Origin of the sequence: Klebsiella sp. HC6, assembly GCF_022605325.1 — a bacterium.
Taxonomy (GTDB): domain Bacteria; phylum Pseudomonadota; class Gammaproteobacteria; order Enterobacterales; family Enterobacteriaceae; genus Klebsiella; species Klebsiella terrigena.
On record NZ_CP093276.1, the window covers coordinates 3,028,021 to 3,050,388 of the forward strand.

The 22,368-nt window shown below is 56.5% G+C and carries 15 protein-coding genes; 7 read left to right on the plus strand and 8 right to left on the minus strand.

Features of this window, described 5'->3' with window-relative positions; translation table 11 throughout:
• Positions 1–298 precede the first annotated feature (298 nt).
• On the minus strand, positions 299–1,915 hold the full coding sequence (locus MMW58_RS14790; RefSeq protein ID WP_241721482.1) for a TonB-dependent receptor domain-containing protein: 1,617 nt from the start codon (positions 1,913–1,915) through the stop codon (positions 299–301).
• Between the two features lie 214 nt (positions 1,916–2,129).
• Here MMW58_RS14790 and MMW58_RS14795 point away from each other — a divergent pair, with 214 nt between their 5' ends.
• On the plus strand, positions 2,130–3,233 hold the full coding sequence (locus MMW58_RS14795; RefSeq protein ID WP_241721483.1) for an NADH:flavin oxidoreductase/NADH oxidase: 1,104 nt from the start codon (positions 2,130–2,132) through the stop codon (positions 3,231–3,233).
• Positions 3,234–3,263: 30 nt separating this feature from the next.
• Here the strand turns inward: MMW58_RS14795 and MMW58_RS14800 are convergent, their stop codons facing one another.
• The gene (locus tag MMW58_RS14800) at positions 3,264–4,274 is read right to left on the minus strand and encodes a LacI family DNA-binding transcriptional regulator (RefSeq protein WP_241721484.1); all 1,011 of its coding nucleotides are present in this window, start codon (positions 4,272–4,274) and stop codon (positions 3,264–3,266) included.
• Positions 4,275–4,476: 202 nt separating this feature from the next.
• On the opposite strand from MMW58_RS14800, the gene MMW58_RS14805 reads away from it, so the two are divergent.
• Together MMW58_RS14805 and MMW58_RS14810 are read left to right on the plus strand one after the other, a co-directional pair.
• On the plus strand, positions 4,477–5,601 hold the full coding sequence (locus tag MMW58_RS14805; RefSeq protein WP_241721485.1) for an aryl-sulfate sulfotransferase: 1,125 nt from the start codon (positions 4,477–4,479) through the stop codon (positions 5,599–5,601).
• Positions 5,602–5,655: 54 nt separating this feature from the next.
• Positions 5,656–6,981 carry a uracil-xanthine permease family protein gene (locus tag MMW58_RS14810; protein WP_241721486.1) on the plus strand — a complete coding sequence of 442 codons (1,326 nt, stop codon included), beginning with the start codon at positions 5,656–5,658 and terminating at the stop codon, positions 6,979–6,981.
• A gap of 22 nt (positions 6,982–7,003) precedes the next feature.
• Here the strand turns inward: MMW58_RS14810 and pgtA are convergent, their stop codons facing one another.
• From pgtA to MMW58_RS14825, 3 genes are read right to left on the minus strand one after another with little or no spacing between them, the layout of a single operon-like run.
• The gene (pgtA, locus tag MMW58_RS14815; RefSeq protein ID WP_241721487.1) at positions 7,004–8,248 is read right to left on the minus strand and encodes a two-component system response regulator PgtA; all 1,245 of its coding nucleotides are present in this window, start codon (positions 8,246–8,248) and stop codon (positions 7,004–7,006) included.
• Positions 8,229–10,241: a two-component system sensor histidine kinase PgtB gene (pgtB, locus tag MMW58_RS14820; RefSeq protein ID WP_241721488.1), complete on the minus strand. Its 2,013-nt coding sequence runs from the start codon at positions 10,239–10,241 to the stop codon at positions 8,229–8,231. The genes pgtA and pgtB overlap by 20 nt, the downstream gene beginning before the upstream one ends.
• Entirely contained in the window at positions 10,238–11,497 is a 1,260-nt protein-coding gene (locus tag MMW58_RS14825; protein WP_371822936.1) for an ABC transporter substrate-binding protein, read from the minus strand. Before MMW58_RS14825 ends, pgtB begins: the two co-directional genes overlap by 4 nt.
• Positions 11,498–11,966: 469 nt before the next feature.
• Here MMW58_RS14825 and pgtP point away from each other — a divergent pair, with 469 nt between their 5' ends.
• Positions 11,967–13,346 carry a phosphoglycerate transporter PgtP gene (gene pgtP, locus MMW58_RS14830; RefSeq protein ID WP_123707916.1) on the plus strand — a complete coding sequence of 460 codons (1,380 nt, stop codon included), beginning with the start codon at positions 11,967–11,969 and terminating at the stop codon, positions 13,344–13,346.
• A 53-nt stretch (positions 13,347–13,399) separates the two neighbouring features.
• Here the strand turns inward: pgtP and oxlT are convergent, their stop codons facing one another.
• Complete coding sequence (gene oxlT / locus MMW58_RS14835; protein WP_241721489.1) at positions 13,400–14,674, minus strand: oxalate/formate MFS antiporter; 1,275 nt, start codon at positions 14,672–14,674, stop codon at positions 13,400–13,402.
• Between the two features lie 316 nt (positions 14,675–14,990).
• Between oxlT and MMW58_RS14840 the strand changes: the two genes are divergently transcribed.
• The 3 genes from MMW58_RS14840 to ppk2 all read left to right on the plus strand — a co-directional run bounded on the left by MMW58_RS14840 (position 14,991) and on the right by ppk2 (position 18,297).
• Positions 14,991–15,428 (plus strand): GNAT family N-acetyltransferase, encoded by a 438-nt coding sequence (locus tag MMW58_RS14840; RefSeq protein ID WP_241721490.1) that lies wholly within the window; start codon positions 14,991–14,993, stop codon positions 15,426–15,428.
• 320 nt (positions 15,429–15,748) lie between these two features.
• Positions 15,749–17,359: an inorganic phosphate transporter gene (locus tag MMW58_RS14845; protein WP_241721491.1), complete on the plus strand. Its 1,611-nt coding sequence runs from the start codon at positions 15,749–15,751 to the stop codon at positions 17,357–17,359.
• A gap of 23 nt (positions 17,360–17,382) precedes the next feature.
• A complete protein-coding gene (gene ppk2, locus MMW58_RS14850; protein ID WP_241721492.1) occupies positions 17,383–18,297 on the plus strand; it encodes a polyphosphate kinase 2 in 915 nt (304 codons plus the stop codon).
• A 120-nt stretch (positions 18,298–18,417) separates the two neighbouring features.
• On the opposite strand, the gene glgP is transcribed toward ppk2, so the two are convergent.
• Both glgP and glgC read right to left on the minus strand, forming a co-directional pair.
• Positions 18,418–20,865: a glycogen phosphorylase gene (glgP, locus tag MMW58_RS14855; protein ID WP_241721493.1), complete on the minus strand. Its 2,448-nt coding sequence runs from the start codon at positions 20,863–20,865 to the stop codon at positions 18,418–18,420.
• 186 nt (positions 20,866–21,051) lie between these two features.
• Positions 21,052–22,335, minus strand: coding sequence for a glucose-1-phosphate adenylyltransferase (glgC, locus tag MMW58_RS14860; RefSeq protein WP_133599783.1), 1,284 nt, complete (start codon positions 22,333–22,335; stop codon positions 21,052–21,054).
• Between the last annotated feature and the right edge of the window lie 33 nt (positions 22,336–22,368).

Consider the following 22,368-nt stretch of genomic DNA (forward strand, 5'->3'; position numbering starts at 1 on the left):
CTTCCCTTTTATTGCATTAGGTCTGTCGTACATTTACTTCATCTCATCAAGTAACGTTGACAGATGGCCCAGATAAACGTCATCGCCTCTGAACGATCCATTGTTTTTGGGGATTACCTCTCCCCCGGTACCACCAATTCCATGACGCGATGCGAGACCAGGCGATTCGAAGCTGTTTGCTCTAGCAGTGTTTAGTCTGTCGTTCATTTAGTTCATAACCGGCCGCAGATTACGATTAATCATACACTTACCCATCCCCCATCTTCCTCTTGCAGGACGTTATGGCAGACTTTTTTCATTATCTGGATCTACGTGGCTGGCTACCATTGAAAGTGGAGCTATATTTGAAACTAGATACGAAATGCTTTGCATACTGCTCCGCCATGACACACTGCTGCGCTCGTCTGAGAGGCAACCTCACGATATAACCGTTCCAGCGTCGATCCGTCGTTAGCGTGGAAAGCTTGTCCTGGAAGTCGTTGTAGAAGAGCGTAGCGCTGGCAGAAAGATCGTCCCGATTCGACCACATCGCGGAAAGCTCGTAATTAGTACTGGTTTCAGGCTTCAGATTGGGATTACCGAGCATGGCCCAGGTATTACGGCGCAGCACCGCGTAATCGTCAATCACCGCGCGAATTTCCGGGGCCTTAAAGCCTCGCGCGACGCCGCCTTTCAGAGTCCACTCATCGCTGACGTACCAAACGCCATATACGCGCGGGCTGTAGTGATTGCCGTACTGTTCGTGATTATCAAGGCGTAAACCACCGGTGAGTGAGAACGCCTCAGCGAGCCGCCATTCGTCCTCGATGAACAGCGCTCGTTGCACCACGCTATAGCGATGATCCTGGCGCGTACCATCTCCCTGGTTCCAGTCTTTTAGCTCGTTTTCCTGCCACTGGCCCCCCAGCGTGGCGGTATGGTACATGGTTGGCACGATCAGTTTTGCATCCAGTACGCTATTTTTGATGGTGGGTTTACGGCCGTAAACGTCACTTTGTGAAGGGCTGGCTAATCCTTCCCGACTGGTCTTTTCCTGAGCAAAAGAAACCGTCGATGTTCCCCAGTCCCAGCGGCCGTCGTAGCTGACAGACCAGTGATCGCGGTTATTTTTTTGTTCACGCGTCGCCCAGTTTGCGCTCTCACCGTCACCGTTTTTCAGGCGACTGACGCCGCCTTCAAGCTGCAGCTCCTGATTATCGGTAGGCGCGAATGACAGCCTCCCGGTTACGTCCCTATGGTCGGCTTTGCTAAAGCCGTTGGTGTTCTGCACATCATCATCGGCCTGACGATCCAGATAGCGCCCCCATAGCTGTAGGCCCAGCTTGTCATCAACCAGGGGACCTGCAAGGTAAAACTGCGTGTTCGCCGCATTACCCTGGTCGTCATGCTGACGAGCAGCATAGTCCCAGGAGAGCGACCCGCCCCACTGCTTACTGACCTTACGGGTAATGATATTGATAACTCCGCCAATCGCATCTGAGCCGTAAAGCGATGACATTGGCCCGCGGATCACTTCAATACGTTCAATGGCGGCAGCCGGCGGGATAAAACTCTGCTCATAACCGGCATTGCCGTTCACCCGGGAGTCGCGACCGCTCTGGCGCTTTCCGTCAACAAGGATGAGCGTGTAGTCTCCCGGCATGCCGCGAATGGAGATGTCATTTTCATTGGCGCCGCCGATGACGGCGACACCTTCAACATCGCGAACGGCATCCGCCAGGTTTTGGATAGAACGCTTGCGGAGGTCGTCGCCTGAAATCACGGTCACTGACGCAGGGGCATCTTCCAGCCGCTGTTCAAATCCGGATGCGGTGACCACCATCGTCTCCGTCTCTGCTGCGTTGGCCGCTGAGGTGAATAGCAGGATCAGACTGGCTAATTCAGTCCGTTTAAATTTAATGATTGAGTTGCACATGATTGATTAACGCCCTGGGTAGAAACGCTAATAGTAATCATCCGCATTTATTAAAATTGGACAAAGTAAGACAGATAAGTGACCCTTGGACCAAAGACGGCGCGCGCATGCCACGCATAGTCTGGATGTTCTTTTACAGACAGCTATGCGTTATGTTGATAAGTATTCGTGCATAAAATTGCTACATTACCAGGACCAATCTGGAGCGACATATATGTCTAACCCGAAGCTGTTTACACCGTTACGCATCCGTAATCTTGAGCTTGAAAACCGTATTGTCATCGCCCCCATGTGTCAGTATTCCGCAGAAGATGGCTGTATGACTGACTGGCATACGCTCCATCTGGGTCAACTGGCACAGTCAGGTGCCGGCTTGCTCACCATTGAAGCGGCAGCCGTCTCGCCTGAGGGGCGAATTACCTATGCTGATGTCGGGCTCTATGATGATAAAACTGAGCAAGCGATGGCTCAGGTGCTCACCGCTATTCGCAAATGGTCACCGATCCCCGTTGCTATTCAACTGGCGCATGCGGGCCGAAAAGCGTCAACTTACAAACCCTGGGATAAACACGGTCAAATACCGCCCGATCGGCAAGGCGGCTGGCAAACCTTAGCGCCCTCCGCAGTGCCTTATAGTGACGGCTATACGATCCCTACCGCCCTCGACAACAGCGGCCTGGCCGAAATTCGCCGCCAATTTGCTGAAGCCGCAAAACGTGCGGCAAGACTTAATATTGATCTTATTCAGATCCACGCTGCGCATGGCTACCTGCTGCATCAGTTTTTATCACCGCTGTCTAACCACCGAACGGATAATTACGGCGGCTCGCTGGAAAACAGAGCCAGGTTTCCGCTGGAAATAGTCGATGCGGTGCGCGAGGCATTCCCTGCAGATAAAGCAATCAGCGTGCGTATTTCCGCCACCGACTGGTTCGACGGCGGATTTAGCCTCGAGGAAGCCGTGGCGTTTTCTAAAATGCTGGAAGCACATGGCGTCGATGCCATACACGTCTCCAGCGGTGGTCTGCACCCCGCCCAGCAAATTGATGTTTATCCCGGTTATCAGGTTCCGCTGGCACGAGCGGTTAAAGCCGCAGTGGGTATCCCCGTTGTGGCGGTAGGGCTCATTACCGAACCGGAGCATGCGGAATCTATCGTCGCAAGCGGGGATGCCGATATCATCGCTATTGCCCGTGGCGCGCTCTATAATCCGAGATGGCCCTGGCATGCTGCGGCAGCGCTTGGTGCTCAGGTTCATGTGCCTAATCAATACCTTCGCTGTCAGCCCCATACGCTGAAGAACTTGTTCAAGTCCTGAATAGGTACGCCTTGCCGCCAGCACGGCGGCTTAGGATGCTCTGCTCGAGGTTCTGACCACCAGTTCCGGCCTCTGTCCGCAGCTGCCGCTCACGTGATGGCCAGCCAGCACTTCAAACAGCAGCGTGACGGCCTGACGAGCGACCTCGTCGAGGTGCATGTTCACCGCCGTCAGCGGCGGCTGGGATTCCCGGGCGCGAATACCGTCATAGCGGGTGGCTAAGCGCATCCGCTGCGGCATGGCGATCGACGCATCGTGAAAGGCGCGCACGGCGCCGCTGGCAAAGGTATCAACCACGACCAGGACGCCATTGACTTCGGGATGCTCCTGCAACATCTGACTCGCCGCCTGATAGCCAGCCGCTTCCCCTTCCTGCTCATCAAGGTAATAGATAACCGGCGCCTGCCGCCCTTCGCACCAGAGGCGATAGGCGGCCTCGGTTTCCAGTGCGGAAGTCCGCGGCGTATGCCCGACCAGGAGCGCGCAACAATCGGCGCCTTCTGCCTGCAGGTGGCTCAGCAGCAGTTTCGCCGTCGCCGCCGAATGCAGATCCACCCAGGGTACCGGCGTCGGCGTTCCCGGCGTTCGGCCGATGGTAATACAGGGGATCCCCGCCTGCTGCAGAGCCCGCAGCTGCGGATCGTTTTCGGCGGGTTCCAGCAAAATGGCGGCATCAAAGGTCACCATGTCCAGCGGGTTCTTCCCGGGCGGGACCAGGATCAGCGCATGCTGCTTCTCCAGCGCGATAATCGCCGCCGTAAGCGCGACCTCCATCATAAAACCCAGCTTTGAGGCTCCGGAAGCGATGGTCAGCGGCAAGGAAGAAAGAAGCGCAATGGTGTTGGTTTTCCCGGTACGCAGCTGGCGGGCGCGAATATTCGGCGTGTAGTTCAGCGCCTGAATCGCTTCCTCAATGCGCTGCCGGGTCTCAGGTTCGACAAAACGGGTGTGATGTAACGCATTAGACACGGTGCCGGGCGATACGCCGGCAAGGCGTGCAACGTCAATGAGCCTGGCGCGTTTTTTATCTTGAGCAGTCATCTGGCTGGCGGTTCCTCCCGAGATTTTACGCTCAGGGTAGCACATTTCCAGGGTATGAATTTCGGCACTATTACATAACAAAATCATATTAAAAAAGTGGCCGTTTACCGTAGCTCTCTGGCGAGCATTCCTATCTAATGTTGCTTCATTAAAACGTTTTAATGGCGTATTTCGCCAGGAAATCATCTCTTAAGGAGGCTACGTGGCGCACTTATCTCAGGATCCTACCTTCACCCTCGGGCGTCGTCCGGGCGGGCTGACCCTCGCCAACATGGAGAAAAGCTTCGGCGGCTATACGCTCTTTGCCCCACAAACCGCCGAAGGGCGGGTCTATCTGGTTGATGAGCGGGGAGAAGTCGCGCACCAGTGGCAGCTCCCGGTGCGAGCAGGACGCGATGCCGTGCTGCTGCCTAACGGAAACCTTGGTTATAACGGCAGCCACCGCACGTCGGCCAGCCTCTATCCGGCCTGGGATCTCTGGCACGGCGGCGATTTTTATGAAGTCACTCCGGATAACGAAGTGGTCTGGCATTATGAGGATATCTTCCATCACCACGACGCGCAGTGGCTGGCGAACGGAAACCTGCTGTATACCGCGGCGGCTCCGCTGCCGGCTGACATCGCCGCCCGCGTCACCGGCGGCGATCCGCGCCGCGATGCGCCGGACGGCATCATACAGAGCGATGTCGTCAAAGAGGTCAATCGCGACGGTGAAGTGGTATGGGAATGGCGCGCCTGGGAGCATCTGGCCCCGGAAGATTTTCCGCTTCATGAGATCTTCGACCGCCGCCACTGGCCGATGATCAACGGTCTGTCGGTCACCCGCGATGGCCTGGTGCTGATGAGCCTGCGCACCACTTCCGGAGTGATTGCCGTCAATAAAAAGACCGGCAGCGTGGTCTGGCACGCGGGTCCGAACGTTGTCGCCCAGCAGCACACCCCGATCGAGACGGATAGTGGGTCGATTCTGGTATTCGATAACGGCAACCTGCGCCCCGGCGTAACCTCTCCGCACTCCACGGTGCTGGAGTTCGACCCGCACACCCAGGCTATTCGCTGGCAATATCGCGATATTTTCCCGCCGGCCTTTTTCTCACCCTACATGGGAAGCGCCCAGCGCCTGGGCAACGGCAATACCTTTATCTGCGAGTCCGCCTTCGGCCGCCTGTTTGAAGTCACGCCGCAGGGAGAAACGGTGTGGGAATACATTATTCCTTACTTCAATGAGTACCCGGAGCATCTTAGCAAGGGGATTATTCCCGGTAAGCAAAACAGCGCCTTCCGCGCGCATCGCTACGCCGCCGATGCGCTACCGTGGCTGAAATAATCGCTCTTCGCCGGCGCGGTCGGCGGGGATTTCTCACGTCTTTGGGAGGCATTTATGCCCTATTCTGACTCCGTCGTGCCGGAAAACGAAGCCTTGCGCTGGCAAACTAAGCTGCTGCTGGCCCTGCAACACGTGCTGGTCGTGGCCGCAACGCCGATCGCCGCCGTTTTTCTCATTGCCCAGGCGCTTCACTTTAGCGATGGCGTTACCACATCGCTGCTGAGCGCCACCTTTCTGATGTGCGGGCTGGGGGCGATCCTGCAAAGTCTCGGTATCGGCAGCTTCGGCGCGCGTCTGCCGTTTATTATGGTCCCGGGCGGTGCGCCGATCGCCCTCTTCATCGCTATCGCTTTGCAGACCAATATCCAGACGGCAATTGGCGCGGTGATCTTAACATCGCTGTTTTATTTTATTGCCCTCCCCGTTTTTCGCCGCTTTCTGCACCATTTCCCGCCGTTTATCATCGGGATTATGCTGCTGCTGGTCTCCATCAACCTGATTCGCCTGTACGGCGGGCTCATTATCGGTCAGCCGGGGAGCAGCCACTTTGCTCAGCCAGCAAACATTATTCTGGCGCTGGTGACTATCCTGATTACGCTGATCTTCGCCCTGGCGTTCACCGGCATCCTGCGTCAGCTGTCGGTTATGTTCGGCCTGCTGGCAGGCACCCTGCTGGCAATCATGCTCGGCAGCGCCGATTTTAGCGGCGTCAGTCACGGGCCGCTGTTCAGTCTGCCGCAGCTGTTTCCGTTCGGCTGGCCAATCTTCAACCTCTCAGCGTCGCTGCCGCTGCTGATCTATGCGGTGATATCTATGGCTGAAGCGACCGGGCAAACGATTGCCACCGCGGAGATCGTCAAATCGACACAAAACGTCCATCAGGCCATTCCCCGCACCATCCGCGGCGATGCCGTTATCTCGCTGCTGGGCGGCGTTTTCGGTACCTCATTGATCATCACCTCCGGCGAGAATATCGGCGTGGTGCGGACCACTAACGTCAAATCACGCCACGTTACGGCGCTCGCCGGGCTGCTGTTAATCCTGATTGCGTTATTTTCGCCGCTGGTGCGCTTTGCCGCCTGCCTGCCCGGTCCGGTGGTCTGCGGGACGGCGGTGATTGTCTTCAGCATCATCGGGGTCATCGGCATCGATATGATTGCCCGCGAGCCGCTGCACAAGCCGGGTAAAACCTACGCCTTAGCCACCGGTTTAGCGATGGGAATGCTGCCGATTCTCGTGCCCGGCCTGTACCAGAATTTCCCCGCCGCAGTGCAGATGGTGCTGGGTAACGGCATGGCGGCCGGTACGCTCACTGCGATCGTCGTTAACTCGTTATTCCTGGTGAGCGAAAGGCGGGCCGCCGTGCGGCTAAAAGGCTGAACCGACACCCCGCTTTAGCCCGTTAACGATAGTGATGTTTGTTCAGACCAAACTTTTTCATCCGCAGATAGAGTTTTTTGCGCGGGATCTGCAGATATTCGGAGACATCGTTAATTCGGCCCTGGTGGATATTCAGGGCCTCGACAATAATCTGCCGCTCGTAATCTTCGACCCGCTGGTCGAGCTGAACGGGCTCAACGGAGTGCAGCATGGGGTTCGGGATGTCGGCCAGCGGCATCACCCCGACGGCAAACAGTTTGGCGGCATTGGCCAGCTCGCGGACGTTATTCGGCCAGGGACGCGCGATCAGTTTTTTAGCCAGCGCCGCTGGAAGTTCAGGTACAGGGTTATTCAGGCGCAAACAGGCGTGTTGCAGATAGTGCATGAATAGTGGCTCGATATCGTCAAGCCGCTGCGCCATCGGCGGGCAATACTGCTGGGTCATGGCGAAACAGTAGTAGAGATCGGGGATAATGCGGTTATTGCCGGCCATGGCAATCAGCGGCTGTAGCCCGATGCCGACCAGGCGAAATGGCAGCTCATCTTGTCCCTGCAGATGCGCCAGCATATGCTGCTGCGCCTGGGTCAGATACTCGATATTGCGCAGGACCAGCGTCCCGCCCTGCGCCTGCGCGATCCATTCATTGAGCGGCGTGTCCTGCTCTTCGAGGATATCGCCGAAGATAATCGGCTGCGAATGACGTGAGCTAAGGCGATGCATATAGCACGCTGCCAGCGTACGCCCGGTGCCCCGTTCACCATGGAAATAGACCGCGATATCGGTTTCTGCCAGTTGCTGGAGCGTATGCCGCATCTGAATGACCCATTCGCTACGGCCGATCAGGTTGTCTTCCAGCTGCTCCTTTTGCCATTGCCGACGCACGACCTGCGTCTGGCGCTGGGCCAGCGCTTTATCGACCAGGCCTAACAGCTGCTCCGGGTTAACCGGTTTTTGCAAAAAATCCCATGCCCCTTTTTTGACGGCATCGACGGCCATCGGGACGTCACCGTGGCCGGTAATCAGCATCACCGGCAGATGGGGGTCATGTTTCAGCAGGATCTTCAGCAAATCGATACCGGAACAATGCGGCATGCAGACATCGCTCAGCACGATCCCCCCCCACTCCTCGCTCACCAGATCCTGCGCCATCAGCGGATCGCGACAGGCATACACCCGGTGTCCGGCCTCCGTCAGCAGCTGAGTGTAGGCGTCCAGCACGTCGCTGTCGTCGTCAATCAGCAGAATATTATGTTGATGAGTGAGCATGGTTGACATCCGTTGGTAAAAATTGCAAAACAACGCAGGCATGATGGCTCAGCGTCGACGCCAGCCGTAAATGCCCGCCCATCTGTCGCATCAAGGATTCGCTGATTGACAAGCCGATCCCCAGCCCCAGCTGCTTGCTGGTGACAAACGGTTTCAGCAGTGAGTCGGCCAGCTCCAGCGGCCAGCCGCAGCCGTTATCCGTGATGGTTACCGTCCAGCCTTCGGCTGACTGCCCCCATGCAACTGTAATGCTGGGTGCACCCTGTGCCGCATCCAGCGCGTTTGTCAGCAGGTTGACCAGCACCTGCAGGATCCGCACCTCATCTCCCAGCACCTGCGCTGCGCCAGGGGGCAGGTGCAACGAGCCGCGCAGCGGCTTATGACGCAGGGACAACAGCTCCCAGGCGGCGATAAAAGCATGGCGCAGATCGACGGGGCTGGCGGGAGCATCAACCTCCGGCCGCCGCGTAAACTGCCGCAGATTGCGGATAATGGCGTCAATGCGGCCAATCAGTCCCTCGGCTTTGCTCAGCGTCTGACCGGCGTTATCCGCTTGTCCGTTTCTGATGGCGCTACGTGCGCTGTAGAGATACATCGACAGCGCGTTGAGCGGCTGGTTTATTTCGTGCGCCAGAGTGGTCATGGTCTGCCCAACCACCGCCAGCTTGGCGGTCTGAACCAGTTCATCCTGGGTGGTGCGCAGATGCGTTTCCACCCTTTTTCGCTCAGTAATTTCCCGCTCCAACAGCTGACGCTGCTGATTTAACTGGCCGAGGGTATGGCGCAGGAGTTTACCAATGCGCCCCAGTTCATCCTCGCCGTAAACCGGAATGTCGGCGTTAACGTCGCCTAACCCGATACGGACCACCGTCTGGTTAAGCTGGTTAAAGCGTTTAACCAGCCGCGAGCGGATAAAATAGTGGTTGAGCAAATAGGCAAGGATCAATGCCAGCAGCGTGGCAATCAGAATCAGGCTACCGCTGAACCACATGGTATGTTCGAGGCGCTGATTAAAGGCGCGCATTTTGCTGTGGCTGTCGCTGAGCTGGGACTCCAGCTGGGCTCGAAAGCGGGCCAGCGTCGTTTCTTTGTCTTGCGTCACCTGCGATAGCGAGTTCTGTGCCTGAATATATTCGCGGATCGCCGCCGGCATTTTATTTTCGGCAATACCGATATCGAGTAGCTCATCAATCGTCTGGCGCAGGGTTATCGTACTGGGATAGCTTTCCAGCAGATGCATATTGTCGCCAGCGGTTTTTTTCAGATAGGCCAGATAGCGAATATGCCCTTCAATATTGCCATTGCCCTCTGTGCTGGACTGCACCTCGATCAATCGGTCGCGCAGGTCGCTGATAATCTGATTTTCAATACGCGCCAGGGTATAGACCTGCTGCTGCTCCCCCTGCACCGCACGAAGATTGGCCTGTAGTCGGGGGATGGCATTCCCCGGTTTTGCCTCCATCTGATCGAGCAGCGCGCCCTGCTGCCAGCTGAAATCCTGCACCAAAGAGTTCATCTCGGTGGTGAAATCTTCATGCAGCCAGTTAATCCGCGCGGTGGTCTCATTGACCTTCTCACGGGCGATGAACATGTTGTACAGCGAACGGTCAAGCCTCGCGAGGAGCTGGCGGCTGTCCCGCAGCGTCAGTTCAATTTGCTGGCGCTCCGGCGCGTCGAGACGCTGGCTGAGCGCGGCAATTTGGTCGAGGTGCTGCAGGATCTGGTTGCGCAGCTGCAGCCGCGAGGTGGTATTGGCCGCCAGCAGAAATTCGTTAAGCTGATCGACGACGGTGTTCAGGTTGTTTTCAATCAGAAATGAGGTTTGGATCCGCGGGAAATAGTCATTCAGGGCATAGCGGATTTGCGAACTTTGCTCGTGCCAGGAGTAGAGGCTAACGCCGCTTACGATTAGCGTCAGCAGCGCCCCGGCGAGGAAGGCGCCGCGCAGGCTGGCGCTGATGGTCAGGCTTTTAATAAAATCGGGGAGCCTCATTTCAGATTCTCCAGCTGCTCAATCGCCTGCCGCTGCTGCTCCTGAAAAAAAAGCTGCCACTCCATCATCAGCTGCTCGGCCTGATCTTTATTATCCAGCTGCTCGAGGTAGCGCCGATCGCTGCTTTGCCGGGCGCTTACCGGCATGGCGGTCAGCAGGGCGCGGATCTCCGGCAGCGGTCGCTTAAGCCGGGCTTCGGCATTATGCAGCGCGCGCCAGGCATCTTTCAGCTGGGACAAGCGGAAGCTGATGGCGGTGTCGAACAGCGTTTGCACCAGGCTCTGGCGCTGCAGGATCAGCTGATAATTGAGGGAGGGCTCGCTCAGTAGCTGATGCTGCTGCCGCGCACGCGCGCCGTTGCCAGGGTCCGGGATAATAGAATACTTCCCGGTATTGGTATCCGACAGCGCCTGCTGCCCCTCCGGGCTCAGCAGAAACTGAATAAAGCGCCGGGCCTCCGCCGGGTATGGGTTATGGCGGATCAGCGCCACATAGGTTGGCGAGGCGGCCGAGTGGGGAAAGTAGCGAAACGTCAGGTTTGGGTCGTCAAGCAGCAGGTTCGCGTAGTTATCAATGACCGGACCGACCGAGCCCAAACCGCTTTTAATTTTATCCGCCACGCCAAAGCTGCGGCTGGAAATGGTTATCAGGTTCCCTGCCACGCTCAGTATGGTTTCCCATCCCCGCTGCCACCCCTCCTGCTGCAAAAGCGACTCTACCATCAGATGGTTGGTATCGGAACGGGAAGGACTGCTCATCAACAGGGTTCCCTGATAGCGCGCCTGCATCAGATCCTCCCAGCTGGCGGGCAGCGGCAGGTGGCGTTCGCTGAGGTTGCGCTGGTTAATTAACAGCCCAAAGCCGGAGATGGCCACCGCAACGGCGGTGCTGCGGATTGATTCCGGTACCAGCTGCTGGGACTGCGCCGGCGCATCCAGGTAGGCCGCCAGACGCTGATGTTCCTGCAGATGCTGCAGCAGCATCGGCGAAGAGGTCAGCACCAGATCGATATTCTCCCCTCCGGCGCTATCCAGCAGCTGTTCCAGGGAGGCGCTGGTACGGTTAAGGGTGCGAATAATCACCGACTGCGGCTGGGTTTGCCAGCGGCTGATGATATAGGCGGTGGCGTCGGGCGAAAAGGTTGTGGCAATCACCAGCTCACTCTTTTTGGCCTGTACGGGAAATACCGTCAGCAGGCTGAGAAATAAACCAACGACAACCATACCTCGCTGCTGTTTATTTGAACGGTTACCCATATTGCGTCCTTTTGGCTGCCATCGTTTTGTGATCATTTTCATAAAACGGGGAAAATAATAAATAAAACCGCGCGCCGGTTTGTGACAAAAAAGTTCATTTATAGATAGCGCCGCGATTAATCGCGGAGAAAAGCAATATTCTGTTTAATCTCCGAAAAGAGACGCTAGCCTACCACCCTCATTAAAATCATACTGTTAAGACGATCAAACTAACGAGCGCCCGGTTATTTCCCCGCAAGGATATGGCGGAGCGTCAAGCCCACAACAATTATCCCTGAATGATAAGGCGAAGGCAAAAATACATTTTGAGTCAAAAACCGCCATCCTGTTTTTGTATTTGAGTCAAATCTGACTCAAATAGGTCTGATTGTTTTGTTGATCTATTTTAACCACAATCCATTTCGCATTCCACACCACCAATTTTGATCGTCATGATTCATTACCGATAACCTAATATAGGTACTTAAACATGTTTTCATTATTAAAACAAAAGGTCGCCGCGGCGCCGGTTCCTGCGCAACAAATAAGGCCAACTTACCAACGCTATCGTATCCAGGCATTACTCAGCGTGTTTCTTGGCTACCTCGCCTACTACATTGTGCGCAACAACTTCACGCTGTCGACGCCGTACCTGAAAGAGCAGCTCGATCTCAGCGCCACCCAGATAGGGATGCTCAGCAGCTGTATGCTGATCGCCTACGGTATCAGTAAAGGCGTGATGAGCAGCCTGGCAGACAAGGCCAGCCCAAAGGTCTTTATGGCCTTTGGCCTTGTCATGTGCGCCATTGTTAACGTTGGTCTGGGTTTTAGCAGCGCGTTCTGGATTTTTGTCGTGCTGGTGGTGATCAACGGGCTGTTTCAGGGGATGGGCGTTGGGCCCTCGTTCATTACCATCGCCAACTGGTTCCCACGCCGCGAACGCGGCCGCGTCGGTGCGTTCTGGAATATCTCGCATAACGTCGGCGGCGGAATTGTCGCCCCTATCGTCGGCACCGCGTTTGCGCTGCTCGGTTCAGAGCACTGGCAAACCGCCAGCTATATCGTACCTGCGGCGGTGGCGGTACTGTTTGCGCTGGTGGTGCTGGTGCTCGGTAAAGGCTCGCCGCGCAGCGAAGGGTTGCCGGCGCTGGACGAAATGTTGCCAGAAGAGAAAGTGCTGCTGAATACCGGTAAGGTCGAAAAGGCACCGGAAAACATGAGCGCATGGCAGATTTTTTGTACCTACGTGCTGAAGAATAAAAACGCCTGGTACGTGTCGATGGTCGACGTCTTTGTCTATATGGTGCGCTTCGGCATGATCAGCTGGCTGCCCATCTACCTGCTGTCGGTGAAACACTTCACCAAACAGGAGATGAGCGTCGCATTTCTGTTTTTCGAATGGGCGGCGATTCCGTCCACCCTGCTCGCCGGCTGGCTATCTGATAAGGTATTTAAGGGCCGCCGAATGCCGCTGGCGATGATTTGCATGGCGCTTATCTTCTTCTGCCTGCTGGGTTACTGGAAAAGCGACTCGCTGTTTATGGTCACGGTGTTTGCCGCCATCGTCGGCTGCCTGATTTACGTGCCGCAATTTTTGGCCTCGGTACAGACCATGGAGATCGTTCCGAGCTTCGCGGTCGGCTCCGCCGTCGGCCTGCGCGGCTTTATGAGCTATATCTTCGGCGCCTCGCTGGGCACCAGCCTGTTCGGGGTCATGGTCGACAATCTGGGCTGGCACGGCGGCTTCTATCTGCTCATGGGCGGGGTTATTTGCTGCATCCTGTTCTGCTATCTGTCGCATCGCGGCGCGCTGGAGCTGGAGCGCAAGCGTCAGCAGGCGGCCGAAGAGCAGGAACTGGCGCTGGCATAAGCATTTAGCAAACATCCCCCGACGACGGCGATAGCGGGTCGTCGGGGGACGCGTTAGCGCATCGCGGAATTTGCGCCGTGCTGCCTGATAAACCGCGCTCGCCACGGTTTCAACAGGCCAATAGCCAGCGCGGCGGTGACAAAATCAAGCGCGATCGCACAGCTGAAGACCACGTGCCAGCCGTGAGTATGCTGGTACAGCAGCGCCGCCAGCGGGCCGCCGAATATCGATCCAATCCCCTGCGAGATATACAGCCAGCCATAGTTTGCGGCCGCATATTCGCTGCCGAAGGTGTCGGTCAGCGTCGAGGGGAAGAGCGAGAAAATTTCACCCCAGCCGAAGAACACCACCCCGGAGAGCAGTACAAACAGCAGCGGATCGTCGCGGCACGCCAGCCATAGCATCATCGCTACGCCTTCCAGAGCGAAGGCGATGAACATCGTCTGCTCCCGACCATAGCGATCGGAGATAAAACCGAACAGCGGCCGCGTCAGGCCGTTGGTGAAACGATCGATAGTCAGCGCCAGCGGTAACGCCGCCATCCCGAACACCACCGCTTTGCTGATGCCGAAATCTTCGGCAAAGACCGCCATCTGCGAGGTCACCATCAGCCCGGAGGTGGACATCATTGCCATCATCGCGAACATCAGCCAGAACAGCGGCTGGCGCAGCATTTCACGGGAGGTGAACTGTCGGGTGCTCTGCGCCACGCGCTGGCTAACCGGCAGCGCTCCCCGATCGGGTGGAAGCCTCAGCCCCTGGCTGGCCAGCAGACCAACGGCGGCAAAAATAATGCCGAAGATGGTCATGGTCTGTTCGAGCCCGTTGCTGACCAGCGAGAGAGAAATAGGAAAGGTGGTCATAATCGCTCCCATCCCATACCCCGCGGCGACGGCGCCGGCGGCAAAGCCTCGGTGCTGCGGAAACCACTTCACCATCAACCCGACCACGCCGATGTAGACGATCCCGGTACCGAGGCCTCCCAGACAGCCGTAGACCAGATACAGCGCTGCCAGGCCATTGACCTGAGCAGACAGCACCCAGCTGAGCCCCGCCATCAGCGTGCCGAGGGAGATCAGCATCCGCGGGCCGAATTTCTCAACCAGCCGTCCCTGGAACGGGGAAAAGAAAGTCTGCAGGATAATTAACAGCGAGAAAGTCACCTGTAATTCCGCTAATCCAACCCCCAGCTTCTCGGTCAACGGTCTGGTCAACAGCGTCCAGACATACTGCGGGCTGGAAATCGAGGCCATACAGATCAGGCCGAGCGTAAGCTGGGTCCATTTACCCCATTTTGCAACAACTAAAGGTTCTCTGAGAACGGTCATCGGCAGCTCCTGTGTTCCATTAATTGCACCTTGCGAAAAGTCTCCGCGCCCATGGCGCTCCCTGGTCTGCTCTCTGTTGGTACGATCTGCGCCACTGCATTTCTCCTCTCTGCGCTAATACTTACACTGCTAAGCATTAAGCATGCCAGGATTTATAGTTGTTATTTATCAGCAGGTTAAATAAGACTATAGCAAGAGGATAACGGGGCGCGGGCGTTCACTGCACCTCAGATGTGCGGGGCCATGTTTCAGGCATGTGCACAGAGAAAGCGGGATCCGATATACTGGCGAATCCGCAGACCCAGGGAGAGAGAGCATGATTATTGCCGTTCGTCAGGCCACCCGACAGGACTGGCCGGCTTTACAGCGCCTGTTTCTGGTATCGCGCTGTCGGACCTTCACCTGGCTCGACGTGAGCGATTTTCGCCTGAGCGATCTGGACAAGCAGACCGAGGGAGAAACCCTCTGGCTGGCGCAGGATGCCCAGGGCGAAGCGGCTGGTTTTATCTCGGTCTGGATGCCGGGGCATTTTATTCATCATTTACACGTCGCTTCGGCATATCAGGGATGCGGCGTCGGTAAAATGCTGCTACAGGCCTTGCCCGGGTGGGAGCAGCATGGCTATCAGCTGAAGTGCCTGACGCGCAATGCCCCCGCGCTGGCCTTCTATAAAGCCTGCGACTTTGTGATGGTTAGCGCAGGAACAAGCGACGAGGGAGAGTATCGCCTGCTGGAACGTAGGGCGGCCTGGTAGCCCTCGCGCAGTTTACTGTGCCGCTGCTCCTCGAGGCGGCTGGAACCCTGAACATGACCGCTGCCTGGCGGGACTAACACAATGCGTATGACTGAATTTGGTTTAGCCATAAGATTATTAGCCCGACGGCCAACCATAATGCAGTGCTAAATTTTAATTCCATCCGCCTGTTCAAGTCATTTAATCAGCCGCTGACGGGCCAACATGCTTTTTATGCGCAATTAATCCGTCTGAAATAAAACAGCAATGTTACTTAATAATAATCTCGCCTGCAGGCTGCTTTAAAAGCATATGTGGATGCGATTTTAAAAAGGTAACTTATGAGTGATAACAGCGCAGTTCAATCCAAAATGGATGCCGCCGGCGGCCTTCCTAAAATACACCAAAAGAACAGCAAGTTAGCTGTTCTTTTTTTTGTTTCATTGTTAGTTGCAGGCATAGCATTCGCCGGGGTGAATTTATTTAATGATGTCCATGATGCGGGCGCAGTATATACAAGCTATATTCCTTTCCTGCTGCTGGGATTAGCGCTTCTGATTGCCTTAGGCTTTGAATTTGTTAACGGTTTTCACGACACCGCTAACGCAGTGGCGACCGTCATCTATACCCACTCGCTGTCGCCCATGGTGGCTGTGGTCTGGTCCGGGTTCTTTAACTTTCTCGGCGTGCTGCTCTCCAGCGGCGTGGTGGCCTTCGGCATCATCTCGCTGCTGCCGGTTGAGCTGATCCTGCAGGCCGGTACCGGCAACGGCTTCGCGATGGTCTATGCCCTGCTGTTCTCCGCCATCATCTGGAACCTCGGCACCTGGTGGCTCGGGCTACCCGCCTCCTCATCGCACACGCTGATCGGCTCGATTATTGGCGTCGGCGTGGCGAATGCGCTGATCCACGGCCGTACCGGCACCAGCGGCGTTGACTGGGCGCAGGCCATAAAGGTGGGCTACGCGCTGTTGCTATCCCCCGTCATCGGCTTTGTGTTCGCCGCCCTGCTGCTGCTGGTGCTAAAAGCGTTCGTTAAGAACCGTCAGCTGTACACCGCCCCGAAGGGGAATATGCCGCCTCCCCTGTGGATCCGCGGCCTGCTGATCCTCACCTGCACCGGCGTTTCCTTCGCTCACGGGTCCAACGACGGGCAGAAAGGCATGGGGCTCATCATGCTGATCCTGGTAGGCACCATGCCGATTGCCTATGCTCTGAACCGCGCGATGCCTCCGGAGCAAATTCCGCGGGTGGCCGCGCTGGCAGAAGTCACCAAAAACGATCTGCTGCAGCAATTTCCGGCTGTCGGCCAGATACCTCCCCGCGAGGTGCTGACCGGTTACGTACGTACCAGAGAGCTCACCCCGGACGTCGTTCCGGCACTGGCTCAGCTGACCGGCGCTATCGGCGATCAGATTCGCCAGTACGGCTCGGTCGATAAAATCCCCGTGCAGTCGGTCTCCAACACCCGTAACGATATGTATCTGGCGTCGGAGACCATCAAACATCTTAAATCTGAAGAGCAGCTGCAGATTTCCACTAATTCGCAGCACAACCTCGACGCGCTTAAAAACGAGCTGGACAGCGCCACCCGCTTTATCCCGTTCTGGGTAAAAGTGGTGGTGGCCATTGCCCTTGGCCTCGGCACCATGGTGGGCTGGCGGCGGATCGTCGTGACCGTTGGGGAGAAGATCGGTAAATCCCACCTGACCTATGCCCAGGGCGCCAGCGCCGAGCTGGTCGCGATGACCACCATCGGCGCGGCGGACGCCTTTGGCCTGCCGGTGTCAACCACCCACGTGCTCTCCTCCGGCATCGCCGGCACCATGGCAGCCAACCGCTCCGGCCTGCAGATGTCCACGCTACGCAACCTGCTGATGGCCTGGGTGCTCACCTTACCTGTCTCAATACTGCTGTCGGCCACGCTTTACTGGGTCTTCACCCATTTCTAAAAAGACTAAGACGGGAAATGATTATGTCTATACATGAATTTGACCGCGACGAAACCTTCAACCAGCGCCTGCTGCAGGAGTTCTACGACAGCTATGATGAAGAGCTGGAGATGGAGCTGGACGATTTGCGTTTTAACGACGCCGAAGTGGACAGCGATCGGAAAAAGGCCTGGCGCAAGCAATACTTCCGCGAATTGCTGCGTCTGCAGGGCGAGCTGGTAAAACTGCAGGACTGGGTCATCCGTACCGGCCACCGGCTGGTGATTGTCTTCGAAGGGCGCGACGCCGCCGGCAAAGGCGGCGTGATCAAGCGGATAGCTCAGCGCCTCAACCCGCGCAACTGCCGGGTGGCGGCATTACCGGCACCGAACGATCGCGAACGCACGCAGTGGTATTTCCAGCGCTATATCGCCCATCTGCCGGCGGCCGGTGAGATGGTGCTGTTCGATCGCAGCTGGTACAACCGCGCCGGAGTGGAGCGGGTGATGGGCTTTTGCAGCGATGAAGAGTACGAAGAGTTCTTCCGTAGCGTACCGGAGTTCGAAAAAATGCTGACCCGCAGCGGCATTCAGATCGTCAAATATTGGTTTTCAATCACCGATGACGAACAGGAGCTGCGTTTCCTCAGCCGCATTCACGATCCGCTCAAGCAGTGGAAGCTTAGCCCTATGGATTTAGAGAGCCGCTGCCGCTGGGAGGACTATACCGAGGCGAAAGAGGTGATGTTAGAACGCACTAACATTCCAGAGGCGCCCTGGTGGGTGGTCCAGGGCGTTGACAAGAAAAAGGCGCGACTGAACTGCATCAGCCATCTTCTGCAGCAAATTCCTTACACGGAAGGCGATGGCAGCGTTATCACCCTGCCACAGCGTAAGCGCAACCCGGAATACCACCGTAACCCGGTTCCGGATAATATGATTGTTCCCGAGATATATTAAATAAACAGGGGCTTATGAAAAAATAAGCCCCTGCGTTTCCCTCCTGCGATCTCCGTCAGTCCCATCAATGTATTTCCCGTCGCGCCGGGCCCCGGCGCTTCCAGGATTGTGAATGCGGGCTTAGAGTTGGGTTTTGTCGATATACCAGATCTTTTGCGCGTACTCGCGCACGGTGCGATCCGAAGAGAAGTAGCCCATGTTGGTAATGTTGAGCATCGCTTTTGCGGTCCACTCTTCCGGGGTTCGGTAGAGCGCATCCACCTTGTCCTGACAGTCAATATAGCTGCGGTAATCGGCCAGAACCTGATAGTGGTCGCCAAAGTTAATCAGCGAATCCAGCAGACCACGATAGCGGCCCGGCTCCTGTGGGCTGAACGCCCCGGTCCCCATCTGGGTCAGCGCCTGGCGCAACTCTTCATCCTGCTCGTAGTAATCGCGCGGCTGATAGCCGTTGCTGCGCAGCGCCTCGACCTCTGCAGCGGTATTACCAAAGATAAAGATGTTCTCCTCGCCCACGTGCTCCAGCATCTCAACGTTGGCGCCGTCCAGGGTGCCAATAGTCAGCGCACCGTTCAGGGCGAATTTCATATTGCTGGTCCCGGAGGCTTCGGTCCCTGCCAGCGAAATCTGTTCAGAAAGGTCCGCGGCCGGAATGATCATCTGCGCCAGACTGACGCTGTAGTTGGGAATAAACACCACTTTTAGCCTGTCGCCAATCTGCGGATCGCCGTTGATGACTTTGGCCACGTCGTTAATCAGATGGATGATCTGTTTTGCCGTGTGGTAAGCGGACGCGGCTTTGCCGGCGAAAATCACCACTCGCGGCACCCATTCGGCCTGCGGGTCCGCCTTGATGCGGTTATAGCGGGTGATCACGTGCAGGACGTTCATCAGCTGGCGCTTGTATTCATGAATACGCTTAATTTGCACATCAAACAGCGCCTTCGGGTTGACCACCACGCCCAGCTGACGGGCGATATAATCGGCCAGCCGCTGCTTATTCGCCAGTTTGGCTTCGCTGACGGCCTGGTTAACCAGCGGATAATCCTGATACTCGCCCAGTTCGCTCAGCTGGCTTAAATCCGTACGCCAGGTCTGGCCGATATAGCGGTCCAGTACCCCGGAAAGCGCCGGATTGGCGGCGGCCAGCCAGCGGCGTGGGGTGACGCCGTTGGTCACGTTGGTGAAGCGGCGCGGAAAGATTCTGGCGAAATCGGCAAACAGCGACTCCACCATCAGCCGGGAGTGCAGTTCCGACACCCCGTTAACCTTGTGGCTGACCACCACCGCCAGCCAGGCCATCCGCACGCGGCGGCCGTTGGATTCATCGATAATCGAGGTCCGGCTCAGCAGGGCAATATCATCGGGATAGTGCTCCTGCATGGTTTTCAGAAAATAGTCATTAATCTCGAAGACGATCTGCAGATGGCGCGGCAGGATTTTCCCCAGCATATCGACCGGCCAGGTCTCCAGCGCTTCGCTCATCAGGGTATGGTTGGTGTAGGAGAAGACCTGGCAGGTCACCTCAAAGGCTTCATCCCAGCTGAAGCCATGTTCGTCAATCAGCAGGCGCATCAGCTCCGGGATCGACAGCACCGGATGGGTGTCGTTGAGGTGGATAGCGATTTTATCCGCCAGGTTGTCATAGGTTTGATACAGCTGGTAATGGCGGGCGAGGATGTCCTGCACCGTCGCCGAGACGAGGAAATACTCCTGCCGCAGGCGCAGCTCGCGCCCGGAATAGGTCGAGTCGTCCGGATAGAGCACGCGGGACACGTTCTCGGAGTGGTTTTTATCCTCCACGGCGGCGAAATAGTCACCCTGATTAAATTTACCGAGGTTTATTTCGCTGCTGGCCTGGGCGCTCCACAGCCGCAGGGTGTTGGTGGCATCGGTATCGAAGCCCGGGATAATCTGATCGTAGGCCACCGCGATGATCTCTTCGGTTTCCAGCCAGCGCGAGCTTTTGCCCTCATGCTGAATGCGTCCGCCAAAGCGGATGGTGTAGCGGGTTTTATGGCGCTCAAACTCCCACGGGTTACCGTACTCCAGCCAGTAGTCCGGCGATTCCATCTGCCGGCCGTCGATGATGTTTTGCTTAAACATGCCGTAGTCATAGCGGATGCCGTAGCCGCGTCCCGGCAACCCCAGCGTGGCGAGAGAGTCGAGAAAACAGGCCGCCAGACGACCGAGGCCGCCGTTGCCCAGCCCAGGATCGTTCTCCTCGTCAATCAGCTCTTCCAGATCCAGCCCCATGCCTGCCAGCGCCGTTTTCACATCCTCATAGATGCCCAGCGACAGTAAGGCGTTAGAGAGAGTACGGCCAATCAAAAACTCCATCGACAGATAGTAAACCTGCCGTGCCTGCTGCGAGATCCGCGCCCGGTGCGCCCGCAGCCAGCGCTCTACCAGCCGATCGCGCACGGCGAACAGCGTGGCGTTGAGCCATTCATGCTTGTTGGCAAGTGAAGGGTCTTTACCAAGAATAAACATGAGCTTATAAGCGATAGCATGCTGCAGCGCTTCTTCATTCAGCCTGGGTGAATTGTAACTTATGCGTGGTTCCATTTTTCTTATCCGTAATATTTAAATAATGCACTGTTCGAGCGAACAGTCGGCGACGGAATCGGCCTGGCCGCCCGTTTTTAACAGTGGGAACATCTCTGCTTCAACATGTAAAACTTGCATGTATGCTCCTTATTGTTCATCCACAGAGACGACCCGCGTGCCAGCCGCGTTTTTTCGCAAACGGGCTCATAGATCAAGTCTGTCCAGCATTTCCTTGGTGACCAGAACGATGCCTTCTTCCGAGCGATAAAAGCGCCGCGCGTCCTCAACGGCATTTTCGCCAATCACCATTCCCTCCGGGATCACGCATCCCCGGTCGATCACGCAGCGTCGTATCCGGCAAGAGCGGCCAATCCACACGCCCGGTAGCACAACCGACGAATCTATATTGCAGAACGAGTTAATCCGCACTTTGGAAAATAGAACCGACTGCACCACCACCGAGCCAGAAATAATACAGCCGCCGGAGACCAGGGAATTCATCGTCATGCCGTGGCTGCCTGTACGGTCCTGAACAAATTTGGCGCTGGGCAGCGACTCGACGTAAGTCCGGATCGGCCAGTTACGGTCATAAACATCCAGCTCAGGCACTACGGAGGCTAAATCCAGGTTGGCTTTCCAGTACGCCTCGAGGGTTCCGACATCCCGCCAGTAGGGTTCGGCATTATTATCGGACTGCACGCAGGAGCGCGGGAACGGATGCGCATAGGCTTCGCCTGCCGCCGTTATTCTGGGGATAATATCTTTGCCAAAATCATGGGTGGAGTGCTCATCCCGATCGTCTTCTGCCAGCAGCTGGTAGAGATATTCCGCGTCAAATACATAAATACCCATGCTGGCAAGCGAGCGGGTTTTATCCCCCGGCATGGTCGGCGGATGAGCCGGTTTTTCAACAAACTCAACGATCCTGTCATTCTCATCAACCGCCATGACGCCAAACGCCGTCGCCTCTTCTACCGGCACCGGCAGGCAGGCGACGGTGCAGCGCGCGCCTTTTTCAACGTGATCGAGCAGCATTCGCGAGTAATCCTGCTTATAGATATGGTCACCGGCCAGGATCACGACATATTCAGCGTCATAGCGGCGGATAATATCCAGGTTCTGCGTCACGGCATCCGCCGTACCGCGATACCAGTTCTCGCCATGCACCCGCTGCTGCGCCGGTAATAAATCCACGAACTCGTTCATTTCTTCATTAAAGAATGCCCAGCCGCGTTGAATATGCTGAACCAGGGAGTGCGACTGATATTGGGTAATGACGCCAATACGTCTTATGCCTGAGTTAATACAATTCGATAAGGCAAAATCAATAATTCTGAATTTACCGCCGAAATGCACCGCAGGCTTGGCGCGGATAGTGGTCAGGTCTTTTAAGCGGGTACCGCGTCCGCCGGCGAGGATCAGGGCCACGGATTTAAGCGGCAGCTGGCGCGACAGCATTAAGTTGTCAGTATATTCAATTTTACTCATAATTAAGTCCTGCTATTAAATAAAAGCCATCAA